Source organism: Sporosarcina sp. FSL K6-1540 (genome assembly GCF_038620285.1).
GTDB lineage: Bacteria > Bacillota > Bacilli > Bacillales_A > Planococcaceae > Sporosarcina > Sporosarcina psychrophila.
In genome coordinates, this window is the sequence record NZ_CP152018.1 from 1459512 (window position 1) to 1471868 (window position 12357).

Consider the following 12357-nt stretch of genomic DNA (forward strand, 5'->3'; position numbering starts at 1 on the left):
ATTCGCAATAGGATTACTGAAAAGAGTGTCGTGATAATTTCGCCGAAAGCGAACCGGAAATGATCCAGTGAAAACGGATTTTTCCAAGCCCTACTCACCAGTATTTTATACAAACAAATAGTTATTCAACAGACGTGACTTTATAATCGAATCATTACACCCCAAAATTTAAATTCTTGTTAGTTGTCTGACCTCTGACCTGTAATTCTTTCCCTAATCGTGGTATACTGTTTGGATGGAACGGGAGGATTTTCTTATGAAACAATGGATTTATCCACTACTTATCGTCTTTGCAGCAAGCTGTTATGGTATTCTTTCAACAATTATTAAACTCGCGATTCAAGATGGTTACACTGCTGCTGAAGCAGTAACGAGCCAATACTTTGTCGGTTTTTTCATAGCTCTACTTATCTTCGTCTTTGTACGACGTAAAGTCCCAAAGTTTGGCGGTGGTGTGACACTCCTTCTTGCAGGGTTATTTACTGCAACGACTGGTACGGTATACGGCCAAGCCATTGAATACATGCCTGCTTCTCTTGCGGTTGTTATGCTATTCCAATTCACTTGGGTAGGAATGCTGTTCGACTGTATCGCGAAACGACGCCTTCCAAAACGGATTGAAGTCATTTCACTTCTTTTCCTTTTCGGCGGTACAATTCTTGCAGCCGGTATTATCGATGCAGATCTTAGCGGAATTCCTTGGCAAGGTTGGGCATGGGGAATGGCTTCAGCTGTCAGCTTTGCATCATTCGTTATGATTAATTCACGACAAGTTGAAGGAATGGATACGGAAACGCGTCTACTGTTCACATCGTTTTTCGCAGCAATTGCAATCTTCTTTTTCCAATCGCCCGAAATCGTCTGGAACGGTACGTTGTTTAACGAAAATTTATGGGTATACGGTTTGATCCTAGGATTGTTCGGGATTGTCATTCCGATTTACCTCTTCTCAATTGCAGTGCCGAAAGTTGGGACTGCGATGACATCGATTTTAAGCGCAGCAGAACTTCCCGTTGCTGTCACCGCGTCCGTTATTTTATTGAGCGAAGCGCTGACAATTTTCCAAGTAATTGGTATTATTATTATCGTAATTGGTATGACGTTACCGACCATTGCGCAGAGAAGATTGAAATACAACTGATAGTTTCAACAGCCCACTGCACTTGCAGGTGGGTTGTTTTCTTTACAACAGGTAGTATTTGATATAATAGAGGATGTAGAAGGAGGTTTTTAATAATGGACATAACAATTCGACAAGCACAACCGACTGATGCCGAACAGGCTGCACCGCTTATTATCGACGCAATCGGTGATATCGCTAAAAGAATGACAGGCGAAACAGAATGGGTCAAGGTAGAGCAGGAACTATGCGTACTTTTCAAGCGTGAGGATAACCGACACTCCCATCTCTATACATATATTGCCGAGCTGGATGGAAAAGTAGCAGGTATTATGGTGTTGTATGCAGGCGCAGATGCCCCTGAACTCGATCGAAATTTAAGTGAGTGGCTTGCTAAAAAAGGTGCTACTAACTCTGAAGTCGAAGCGGAATCTTTAGCTGACGAACTTTACATCGATACAGTTTGTATTGATCCTGCATTTCGCGGTAAAGGAATCGGTACGGAGTTGTTTGAGTACGCAGAAGAAGTCGCGAAACAAAAATACAGTGCAAAGCTTTCTTTAAACGTCGAAACACAAAAAGAACCAGCTATTCGTCTATACAAACGGCTGGGTTATGAAATCGTCTCACCCTGGACAATCATTGGTGAACCTTTTCATCATATGGTGAAAATTGTTTAACTAAGAACAGCGCTGGAGTCTAGACACCACTCCAGGTGAAAAACTTATATTTTCTTTTACAAGTGTTGATTAACCAAAAACAACCAGTAAATAACTAAATCCAACACTAGGCACTTCTTGTACAATTACTTTGGATCGCTTTGGATTGAACGACCCCTATACGATTAACGAGATGTCTTGATGTGTAGGAATACGACTTCGTCGCATCCCTACACATTTTTTCGGTAATCGTATGGTGCTTATTCATCCGTCGCGCTCCAAATGCATATATACACAAAGTGCTAAAACTTTTCGGGACGAAAGAATAGCGGGACTTCTTATCTGAATAGTAGCCGACAAAAATACAATTTTGGCGGCTGAAGCCTTCTCCATAGTCTTGTCTTTTTTAGTTAAGGAAGAGTCACTTTCTTATAGTCCATCGCATGATAAGGTGCATACTCTTTACTAATAGTAAGCAAGGAACACCTTGTACAAAGTACTAGAGTGCCCGAAATTGTATCTTCGGGCACTTACAACCTTTCTAAAGAGTCATCTACTCTTTTTTTCAAAAGTAGCTGTATTTTTCACTTAAACATTGTAGGAACGCGACAGGTAACTAATCGTAACAGAATTACTGAAAAGAGTGTGGCTAGGAATGACGAAGTCATTTCTAGCCACACTCTCCCCTCGGTAAAGTTGTCATGACTATTTCGCTGAAAGCGGACCGGAAATGATCAAGTGAAAATGGCGTTTTTCAAGCCTTTCTTACCTGCTCTTTATGCAAGAAAGTGGTTAATCAACAGACGTGACTTTCTTTCACTATACAAACCGCCCTTTCGTTTTCTATCCATTAGAAATCGAAAAGGCGGTTTTCTTTATTTACTTTCTTGCTCTTTTACGAAAGTAACAAACTTATCAACGACTAAATCCAAAAACTTGAGAGTGCCTTCATCTGTCAGATAACCATCTTGGAACTTTTGTCCGGCTGAGCCAATGAATATTTCATTTCCCGCAGGAGGCAGTGTAGTTGCTTGGATACTCCCTAATACTTGTCGCAAGTGCAATTGTGCTCTAACCGTCCCTAACACTCCTTGAGAAACTCCCATTGGCAATACCGGTTTACCTGCTATCGGCTTGTCCACTCTGGATAGCCATTCCAATGCATTTTTCAAAACGCCCGACATGGACCAGTTGAATTCAGGTGTGCTAATGAATACAGCATCCGCATCAGCAACCATTTTCTTGTAGTTTTGTACTTTCTCAGAAGGTGACTTTTCCTCATCCTCATTGTAGAACGGCAAATTTCCGATATCCGCAATTTCTATTTCGAAAAGGTGACTGTATCTCTTTTCAATCGTTTTTACTAACTGCATGTTGAATGAATCTTTTCGTAAACTCCCGACAATCGCTACAATTTTCATCAAGTTCTCTCCTCTTTTTTACATATTCCATTCTTTAACATGTATTCTACACGATACCTACGATTCACATCTATCATTCGACTCAACTTTGCAAATTAAATTTCTTCCCTGAAAACTTTTTAGTGTTTCTAAGGGTAAGTATAGTAAGAGCAACAAAATACCGTTGTTTTGGAAGGAGTGAAACCCGAGTGGAGATAGAAAAATTGATACGAAACATACAGACCGGTGACAAAGACTCGTTTCGCGAATTTTACGAAGCATATGCAGACTACGCAATTCGAACGGCTTCTGCTATTACGCGCAACCGTGAAATGGCCAAAGATGCGGTACAAGAAACGTTCATCCGCGTCTATCGGCAAATCGGTAGCTACAACCCTGAATTGCCCTTTGACCCGTGGTTTTACCGGATTTTAATGAATGAATGTCTTCGTTACCTAAAGAAAGAGTCCCCTCTTTCAAAATTTGAACATCCCGACTTGGAAAATGACCCATCTCTTGCCGAAGAATCTTTCAATCAGCTATCCGATTTATACGATACGATTCAATCGCTTGATGACATACATCGAATTCCAATCATATTAAAGTATGTGAAGGGCTTTACCGAAAAAGAAATTGCGGACATTCTAGGGTTAAATCACAATACAGTAAAGTCACGGTTGTTTAAAGGTAGAAAACGACTAAAAGAACAGTTAGACCCGACGAATAAGGAGGAGGGATCACAATGAGTAACTTCGACGAACGAGCAAAAGAGGCTCTCGATAAACGGACTGAGCAAGAAACGCTTGGTCTAAAAGATGAAATATGGAACGGTCTAGAAAAAGAACTATTCAGCGAAGAGAACGTTAACAGAGGAGATGTGAAGAAAATGAAAAAGAAAAATCGTGTAATTCCAATTATCATTACAACTGCCGCCGCCCTTGTCATCGCATTCAGTTTACAAACCGATACAGGAATGGCATTCATGAAAGGTATTAAAGACATGTTCGTCCCAGAAAAGGAAATTACTCAAAGCATTGAAGGACAGGACGAAAAAACCGATGTTAATTTAAATGAAGGTGGAAACTCCGAGTACATCATCTATGTCGATGAAACACGCTATAAAATGATCAATGGCGATAAAGCAGACGTCATTACAACAATTGAACCCCTTCCAGAAAAGTACCCGGAAGTGACAATGGAAATTAAACAAGTAGCTGATCAGAAACCCGAAGATCTCGTTAAAAAGTTTGAAGCCGAGTTAAAGAAAGACTTCCCGGAGCTAAGAGCAGTCGAAACAGTGACAGAACCAGTTGAAGGTTATTTATTACACGGATTGAACGGTAGCGATTGGGATGCTAAAGTTGTTCATGCCTATGTCATCAGCAACGGCAAAGACGGTAGCTACATCATTACAGAAAACTATTTCCTCGAAGCTGCGGAAGGCCACGGAGCAAGGTTCCACCATATGTTGGAGAGCTTTGAGATCGTAGAATAATAACTTTTTTTTGAGCGGGCCGTCAAGAGACGGTCTTTTTTTTTTGAACGCTTGCATATATTTCACCATACCGTTTTGGTGGTTGGCCCCCTCTGAATTCCTAAATAGATATTGCATCGATATATTTTTCATGCTAAGCTAATTATCAAATCGTAATGATTACGATTTGATAAAGGAATCTGCAATACAAAAACTAAAGGGAGACTATGCTTTGAAAAACAAAAAAAGTTATTCTATATTCCTACTCATACTAACTGTAATTTTACTCTCGGCTTGCTTCGATAAAAAGGACGGCAATGTCCCGACCTCCAAAGCTAAGTCTACTAATGACCTTGTCTTTGCAAGTACAAAAGATATTCGAGACATTAACCCGCATCTCTATGCAGGTGAAATGCCAGCCCAAAACATTGTATTTGAATCTCTGGTAATTAATACGGATGAAGGGATAAAACCTGCCTTAGCTGAAAACTGGGATATTTCGGAGGATGGTTTAACATATACTTTCTATCTAAGGCAAGGAGTTGTCTTTACAGATGGTGAGCCATTTAATGCGGAAGTTGTAAAGATGAATGTAGATGCTGTAGTAGAAAATATTGAAAAAAATGCATGGCTGAATCTTGTGGCTGAAATCCAAGAAACAAAAGCTGTGGATAGGTATACATTCCAGTTAACACTGAAGAATCCTTATTATCCTACGCTAGAAGAACTCGGCCTGACTCGCCCCTTTCGGTTTATTTCACCCAAAAGTTTTATCGCCGGAACAACAGCTAATGGAGTTAGTAGCTATGCAGGTACAGGTCCTTATGTGTTGACAGAGCATAAAAAAAATCAATATGCCGTATTTACGGAGAATGACAACTACTGGGGCGATAAGCCGAAAATAAAATCCATTAAATGGAAAGTGATGCCCGATCACCAAACCATACTTCTAGCCTTGGAAAAAGGTGAAATCGACCTACTATTTGGTTCCGATGGAGATATGGTAGATAACGATTCTTTCAAGGCGCTTTCTGAGCAAGACAAATACAGCACCGCTGTTAGCCGTCCAGTCGGTTCTCGAGCAATTGTCTTAAATTCACAAAAACCGATTACAAAAGATCCAATAGTTCGCGAAGCATTCCAATCTGCGATTAACAAACAAATGATTGCAGAGGGAATTCTAAATGGGGCTGAGCAAGTAGCCGATACCCTTCTTGCACCATCTGTCCCCTATGCAGATGTGAACTTAATAAAACAAGAATATAGTGAAGACAGAGCAAATGAATTGCTAACAAAAGCCGGCTGGAAAATAGGTAAAGATGGGTATCGATATAAAGATGGAAATAAACTTGAGATTACAATTTACTATAACTCCGATAACGCTCAGGAACGTACAATCAGTGAATCAATGCAGAATGATTTAAAACAAGTTGGTGCCAGTCTTAAAATCATTGGAGAAGAGAAACAAGCCTATTTTGACCGACAAAAAACAGGAGATTTCGATTTAATGTATTCTCTATCATGGGGACTGCCTTATGATCCACAAACTTATGTATCGTCTTGGCGAGTGCCTTCTCATGCCGATTATCAAGCACAAGTAGGGCTTGAGAAAAAGGAATGGCTGGATCAAGTCATCACTGATCTTATGAGTGAACAAAGCGAAGATAATCGTAAGCAAATGTATAAGGATATCTTAACGTATATTCACTCCGAGAATATTTATATACCATTAACCTATTCTGTAACAAAGGCCGTTCATACTAAGGCGCTAAAAGGAGTTGATTTTAATGTCTCACAGTACGAAATTCCTTTTGAAAAAATGTACTTCGAAGAATAAAATCAAACGATCCTTTGATAGATAAATGTATTGAAATAAAGTATCCCATTTAAGGCGCTACAGCGCTCTGGGATGCCTCCCGCCCTAAGCCAAGCACTTTCGCTCAGTTTATATAGATATAGAATTCTCACCGATTATGCTTTTATAGACAGAGAATTGGCCGGGGATTTTACTTGATAAAATATCTTGTTAGGAGAAATATCCTTGAAAATATATCTATTAAAACGTGTGCTAGTTATCATTCCAATTATCCTTGGCATTTCGTTTTTAGCATTTGTACTGATCAACTTACGAACTAGCGATCCGGCAGAAATTGCAATGCGAGTAAACCAAGTTACACCGACAGAAGACATGATAGAGGCAATGAGAATTGAACTGGGTCTTGATAAACCCTATTTAGTCCGGTATTTTTCATGGCTCGGAAATAACCTTCAAGGGGACTTTGGTAACAGTTATGTAACGCATGAGCCTGTTGCTGATCAACTGGCAACTGCACTGCCGGCAACTCTCCAGCTCGCGTTCATTGCGTTAGTTATTATTCTTTCCTTCAGTATTATAATCGGCATGCTGTGCGCCATTTACGAAGGAAGCATCGGTGATAAAGTGATGCGCGCATTGATTTTCATCTCCACAGCCATGCCAAGTTTTTGGATAGGAATTCTTCTTATCTGGCTCTTTTCTGTCAAGCTGAATTGGTTCGACACTAGCGGTATGGAAAGGCCAAGTTCTGTTATTCTCCCTGCTGTCACGCTGTCTTTAGGATTTATTTCAACTTATGTCCGCCTTATTCGAAACAATATGATTAAAAACAAAAGTGAAAACTTTGTACTTTATGCTAGGGTTCGTGGCTTAAAGGAAAGCACAATCACCAGAAAAGTCTTTAAAAACTCTCTTCAAATTTCCATGACCGCCATAGGAATGTCGATTCCTAAGCTGATTGCTGGAACGGTTATTGTCGAAAATGTTTTTGCTTGGCCAGGTATTGGACGATTATGCGTTACTGCAATCTTTAATTCGGATTTCCCAATTATCCAAGCTTACATATTAATTATGGGCGTGCTGTTCGTTATATGTAATCTTCTAGTTGATATTCTTAATACAATGCTTGATCCACGCATGAGAAAGGAATTATAGTATGAATGTTTGGAGACGTTTAAAGACTGATAAATTGGCCATTCTTTGCTTATCATTGTTACTTTTGGTTATTACTGCCGGTATTTTCGCTCCCATTCTTGCACCTCATAATCCGTTAGAAATGAATATCCTTCAGAAATATGCAGGAGTCAGCCAAACCTACCCATTAGGAACAGACCAATTAGGACGATGCATTTTATCCAGACTTTTATTTGGAATTCGTACAACCGTCTTTTTCGCTTTGGTTACAATGTGCATTACGATTACGATTGGAACATTGCTTGGAATTATTTCAGGGTTCTTCCGTGGGAAAGTAGACGAAATTATTATGAGGTTTTGTGATATTATGCTGTCTTTTCCATCAGAAGTCATGATTTTAGCGATTGTAGGGGTCCTTGGACCAGGCTTGTTAAATGTGGTAATTGCCAACATCCTTGCCAAATGGGCTTGGTATACACGTATGATCCGATCCGTGGTTATTCAATATATAGACAAAGATTATATACGCTTCGCTAAGGTATCCGGTTGTAGCACAGGACATATTATGAGAAAACATTTACTTCCTGGTGTATCAGGCGAAGTAGCGGTATTTGCAACCCTTGATACGGGATGGGTTGTTTTAAATATCTCTGCACTCTCCTTCCTAGGTTTAGGAGTACAGGCTCCGACACCAGAATGGGGCATGATGTTAAATGAAGCGAGAAACGTAATGATTACCCATCCAGCACATATGCTTGCTCCAGGACTTGCAATTGTAATTGTCGTTGCTGCGTTCAACTTCCTTGGCGACAGCTTACATTCAGCCATAAATCCTAAACACTTTCAGATGAAAAAGAAAAGGAGTCGCTTGAATGTCTTTACTAGAAGTAAAAAAGCTATCCGTTATTGACACGAGAAGTGGGCAGCAGATTGTACAAGATTTAAATTTCACTCTTAAAGAGAACAGCTGCCTCGGAATTGTAGGTGAAAGCGGAAGTGGAAAATCAATAACCGCAAGAGCAATCCTCGGTTTAACTTCCCCATGGTTGGATGTTACGGGTGAAGCCATTTTTAATGGAATGAACTTAATCGGACAATCAAACGGGGTGATGAGAAAAATCCGGGGACAACAAGTCTGTATGATTCTTCAAGATGCAATGACAGCTTTTAATCCACTCAATACTATCGGCAGACAAATGAGTGAGACATTTCGCGAAAACTTAGGGGTTAAAAAGAAGCTCGCTATAGACATGGCAAAAGTTGCGTTGCATCGTGTACATATCCATCATCCCGAGCAAGTTTTGAAGATGTATCCACATCAACTGTCGGGAGGGATGCTACAGAGAGTAATGATTTCTATTGTGATTATGATGGAGCCGGATATCATAATAGCCGATGAGCCCACAACAGCAATCGACTCCATAAATCAACGTGATATTGTAGAGCAATTCAAGTTGCTACGCGAACTCACAGGCACTTCGATTATCTTCATTTCCCACGATTTAGGGGTTGTTCAATATTTGTCAGATGAATTGCTGGTCATGCAAAATGGAAAATGTCTAGAATACGGAAAGACTAACGAAGTCTTTTCCTCCCCGAAGCATGGTTTCACGAAGTATTTAATCAATACCCGATTGAGCCTAACAGAGCCGTTTCAGCAATCTATGACGTCGGGAGTATTATCATGTTTGTAAACGTTGAGAACGTATCAAAAAGCTATAATAAAGATGGTGTTTTTTTTATAAAGTCTAAAACCGAGGTTTTGAGCGATATTAGCCTTCAGATTAAAAAAGGCGAATGTCTAGGGTTAATTGGTGAAAGTGGAAGCGGTAAGAGCACGCTGAGCAAAATCATTCTTGGTCTAGAGAAACCAGGTCGGGGCAGAGTAATGATTGAGGGAGAACCTTTTTCGATATGGATTAAGAAGAATAAAGGGAAAATGAGTGTAGTATTTCAAGATTACACCTCGTCTGTAAATCCACAATTCACAACCCGAAGTATAATTGCAGAACCACTAATTGCTCTAGGAGTTAATAAAAATCTAGATGAACGGATCGCTGAGCTCCTATCTAGAGTCGGGCTCCCACTTACAATGATCCATAAATATCCGCATGAGTTGAGCGGAGGACAACTTCAGCGTGTTTGTATTGCACGTGCCATTGCAACTAAGCCTAAATTTATTGTTCTTGATGAGGCCATCAGTTCCCTGGATGTTTCGAGTCAGGCGGAAATTCTTCAACTACTACGCGATATCAAGGATGACATGAATATGACTTACCTCTTTATAACTCATGATCTTCAGGTCGTCGCTAATATTTGCGATAGAATTCTTTTTCTATATCAAGGAGAAATTGTTGAGGAATTAGAAAGCTCCAATCTACTACTTGCAAAAAATGATTATGCGAAGAGGTTACTAAATTCAGTAATGCTATTTAATGTTCCGTGATCGCATCGCTTAAAAAGCCTGGGGTAATAGAATAACGACAGCGTAACGGGGATGGGTGATACACCATCCTCTTTTTTATGTTCATTGCAAAGAAATAGCATGTTTCGATGCATAATCGCAGGGTTCAAAGGGTATAGTTTAACTATATAGCCTTTTCTAAGAGGGTCATTCTATAGGTGGTTTTGATAAGGGGGTTGAAACGAGATGGACTTATTCTTAGTCGTAATAGACGTACTCGTCGTTATGTCCTATATCTTACTTATTGCTTTAATTTCCCCGACTATGATGCGATTTATCAAGAAACGAAACTACGACATATTTTTTCAATTGTTACCTGTTGTATCAATAGTTTTTGCGAGTAGCGTTGTCATTTGCATTGGTTATGGTGGTTTTAAAGAAACTCTTTTTTTCCAGTTAACAAGTATCATCTCTTTTTTATTTTTGTTATCTCTGCTGTTCTTGACGTTGATAATGAAAAAACTATGGAAAGAGAACTATGAAAGATTAATAACTTGGTTAGTCTCTATTCGTATAAAAGAGATACGTTTTCTGAAAGCCAAGTAAGGCAAAGGAGTAAGTAGTCTATTATCGGTTTCTAATTGTAATCAGATAAACAATTATACGTTTGTCTACAATCTTAGATACGACTATTAATTAGTCGTATCTATTTTGGTGTTTATATATTCATCTCTTACTATACTCATTCTCAAATGTATGAATCACAAAATCTTTTCTGCAAAAAGTATTGCTTAAACCCTTTTGGATGATCTTCAATTACACCGAAAACTTCATAGCCATTTTTCTGATAAAATTCAGGAGCTTGAAAGCTGAATGTATCTAAGTGAATAAGCCTACATCTTTTAGCTTTTGCGAGACTTTCAATCTTTTCCAATAAAATACTCCCATAACCTTCTTCCCTAACACTTTCATCGACCCATAAAAAGTCAATATGCATATGACGCCAAAATATATCTCCAGTAATTCCACCCATTACTTCTCCTTTGTCATCCTTTATAACGAAGCTAATACTTTCCCTTGAGGTTTTAAGTTCGTTCGGGAGCTGTTCCATATTATGTTCTATGACCTTACTTCTTATATAGTCGCTATCGTCTTGATTCCATTGTTCAATTATCTTCATACTATTCCCTCCTAGTTCCATTCCTTTTATTCGAAAAACAAACACCGAAACTCAACCGTTCACTTATAAGATAAATAATCTACTAATAACTCCCGTGCTTTTTCATGATTCATATACTCAGCGTAAAACGTTGGATAATTTATCATGCTTTCTTGCAAAAAATAATATTGATGAAAAATATCATAAAAAGTCAATTGAAGCCATTCTATTTGACCTTGAGGAATTGCTTGCAGCTTCCCCCTGAGAACATAACTCAGGCTTCCGACAATATTCATCCAGTAGGTATTCAAATCAGCTGTTAGGATATCATCCGGGTTTAGTTCTTTAATGAAGTCATGCTGTATTTTATAAATATCACTATATGGAAAAGGGGTATATAAACTTTCTTTTATGGCTAGCAGTTCTTTATAAATAAGTTCTTTTTCTATTTTCAACACCGCCACTTTAATTTCCCTCTTAAACTTCTGCTAATCTTTACTTACTGCATGCAAATACTAAAAATAATGGGATTCTCATTCTTCTTCTATACTCTTCCTCACTTTTGAAGTTTTCAAGACGCGGGCGACATTCATTTATTTCCTCAGGTTTAAATCCTGCACGTTTCAATTCCTTAAAATATTCTTCTATATGTACAATGATATTTAACGACTTCTTTTTCAATCCAAGGCTCTACACGTTTTCCAGTATGAAAATAATCATCTACCTTCCAATCTGTAGGTGCCGATTTTGTTGCACTTTGTACTGAAGAAGTTTAAAACTGGATGTTGAACACTAAAAACAAATTGCCCATCTACTTTTTCTAGATAATGCAGTGCTAGTCGAGAAACAACCAGGTCATATTGTTCTTGTGGAAAATCCCAGGTTTCCATTGACGAGTGTTGAATTTTACTAGCAGTATAATCTAAGACGCTTACTGCCTTTTGGACCATGTTGAGTGGACCTTCCACACCTTCATAAAATGAACATCCCTGTTTTATCAGCTCTAATCCAAATTCGGCATCGCCATAGCCTAAATCCAGCACCTTTTCCCACTAACATCTCCAATTAGCTCCATTAACAACGGCTTTTCGATGATATTGTTTGGACTTTCCGCTCTATGTCTTCTTGTTAAATAATTTCCAAATGATTCATCATCGTCATAAACTGCATTGCCTTTATATTCCAAAAGAA

At 38.9% G+C, this 12357-nt stretch carries 12 protein-coding genes and 1 pseudogene; 9 read left to right on the plus strand and 4 right to left on the minus strand.

The window, feature by feature from the left end:
- The first annotated feature begins 256 nt into the window (after positions 1–256).
- Both MKY15_RS06545 and MKY15_RS06550 read left to right on the plus strand, forming a co-directional pair.
- Positions 257–1141, plus strand: coding sequence for a DMT family transporter (locus MKY15_RS06545; RefSeq protein ID WP_067213652.1), 885 nt, complete (start codon positions 257–259; stop codon positions 1139–1141).
- Positions 1142–1236: 95 nt separating this feature from the next.
- Entirely contained in the window at positions 1237–1800 is a 564-nt protein-coding gene (locus MKY15_RS06550) for a GNAT family N-acetyltransferase (protein ID WP_342539289.1), read from the plus strand.
- Positions 1801–2654: 854 nt separating this feature from the next.
- Here the strand turns inward: MKY15_RS06550 and MKY15_RS06555 are convergent.
- On the minus strand, positions 2655–3200 hold the full coding sequence (locus MKY15_RS06555; RefSeq protein WP_340742556.1) for an NADPH-dependent FMN reductase: 546 nt from the start codon (positions 3198–3200) through the stop codon (positions 2655–2657).
- A 188-nt stretch (positions 3201–3388) separates the two neighbouring features.
- Here MKY15_RS06555 and MKY15_RS06560 point away from each other — a divergent pair, with 188 nt between their 5' ends.
- The 7 genes from MKY15_RS06560 (at position 3389) to MKY15_RS06590 (ending at position 10049) form a co-directional block, all read left to right on the plus strand.
- Positions 3389–3925, plus strand: a complete 537-nt coding sequence (locus MKY15_RS06560) for an RNA polymerase sigma factor (RefSeq protein ID WP_231885741.1) — start codon at positions 3389–3391, stop codon at positions 3923–3925.
- Entirely contained in the window at positions 3922–4674 is a 753-nt protein-coding gene (locus tag MKY15_RS06565; protein ID WP_067213655.1) for a hypothetical protein, read from the plus strand. The genes MKY15_RS06560 and MKY15_RS06565 overlap by 4 nt, the downstream gene beginning before the upstream one ends.
- 211 nt (positions 4675–4885) lie before the next feature.
- Positions 4886–6490: a nickel ABC transporter substrate-binding protein gene (gene nikA / locus MKY15_RS06570; RefSeq protein ID WP_338654609.1), complete on the plus strand. Its 1605-nt coding sequence runs from the start codon at positions 4886–4888 to the stop codon at positions 6488–6490.
- Between the two features lie 204 nt (positions 6491–6694).
- Complete coding sequence (gene opp1B, locus MKY15_RS06575) at positions 6695–7624, plus strand: nickel/cobalt ABC transporter permease (RefSeq protein WP_067213656.1); 930 nt, start codon at positions 6695–6697, stop codon at positions 7622–7624.
- Position 7625: 1 nt separating this feature from the next.
- Entirely contained in the window at positions 7626–8513 is an 888-nt protein-coding gene (opp1C, locus tag MKY15_RS06580) for a nickel/cobalt ABC transporter permease (protein WP_067213657.1), read from the plus strand.
- Positions 8476–9297, plus strand: coding sequence for an ABC transporter ATP-binding protein (locus tag MKY15_RS06585; RefSeq protein ID WP_187046187.1), 822 nt, complete (start codon positions 8476–8478; stop codon positions 9295–9297). The genes opp1C and MKY15_RS06585 overlap by 38 nt, the downstream gene beginning before the upstream one ends.
- Positions 9288–10049 (plus strand): dipeptide/oligopeptide/nickel ABC transporter ATP-binding protein, encoded by a 762-nt coding sequence (locus tag MKY15_RS06590; RefSeq protein WP_342539290.1) that lies wholly within the window; start codon positions 9288–9290, stop codon positions 10047–10049. The genes MKY15_RS06585 and MKY15_RS06590 overlap by 10 nt, the downstream gene beginning before the upstream one ends.
- A gap of 706 nt (positions 10050–10755) precedes the next feature.
- On the opposite strand, the gene MKY15_RS06595 is transcribed toward MKY15_RS06590, so the two are convergent.
- The 3 genes and pseudogenes from MKY15_RS06595 to MKY15_RS06605 all read right to left on the minus strand — a co-directional run bounded on the left by MKY15_RS06595 (position 10756) and on the right by MKY15_RS06605 (position 12352).
- The gene (locus MKY15_RS06595) at positions 10756–11187 is read right to left on the minus strand and encodes a GNAT family N-acetyltransferase (RefSeq protein WP_187046190.1); all 432 of its coding nucleotides are present in this window, start codon (positions 11185–11187) and stop codon (positions 10756–10758) included.
- Positions 11188–11246: 59 nt separating this feature from the next.
- The gene (locus tag MKY15_RS06600; protein WP_342539291.1) at positions 11247–11630 is read right to left on the minus strand and encodes a YxiJ family protein; all 384 of its coding nucleotides are present in this window, start codon (positions 11628–11630) and stop codon (positions 11247–11249) included.
- 31 nt (positions 11631–11661) lie between these two features.
- Positions 11662–12352: pseudogene (locus tag MKY15_RS06605) on the minus strand (class I SAM-dependent methyltransferase).
- Between the last annotated feature and the right edge of the window lie 5 nt (positions 12353–12357).

Excerpts from the sequence above, each read along its gene's own strand:
- MKY15_RS06565 (WP_067213655.1), top strand. The coding sequence starts at position 3,922 with ATGAGTAACTTCGACGAACGAGCAAAAGAGGCTCTCGATAAACGGACT.
- MKY15_RS06545 (WP_067213652.1), top strand. The coding sequence starts at position 257 with ATGAAACAATGGATTTATCCACTACTTATCGTCTTTGCAGCAAGCTGT.
- MKY15_RS06550 (WP_342539289.1), top strand. The coding sequence starts at position 1,237 with ATGGACATAACAATTCGACAAGCACAACCGACTGATGCCGAACAGGCT.
- MKY15_RS06595 (WP_187046190.1), bottom strand. The coding sequence starts at position 11,187 with ATGAAGATAATTGAACAATGGAATCAAGACGATAGCGACTATATAAGA.
- opp1C (WP_067213657.1), top strand. The coding sequence starts at position 7,626 with ATGAATGTTTGGAGACGTTTAAAGACTGATAAATTGGCCATTCTTTGC.
- MKY15_RS06590 (WP_342539290.1), top strand. The coding sequence starts at position 9,288 with ATGTTTGTAAACGTTGAGAACGTATCAAAAAGCTATAATAAAGATGGT.
- MKY15_RS06555 (WP_340742556.1), bottom strand. The coding sequence starts at position 3,200 with ATGAAAATTGTAGCGATTGTCGGGAGTTTACGAAAAGATTCATTCAAC.
- MKY15_RS06585 (WP_187046187.1), top strand. The coding sequence starts at position 8,476 with ATGTCTTTACTAGAAGTAAAAAAGCTATCCGTTATTGACACGAGAAGT.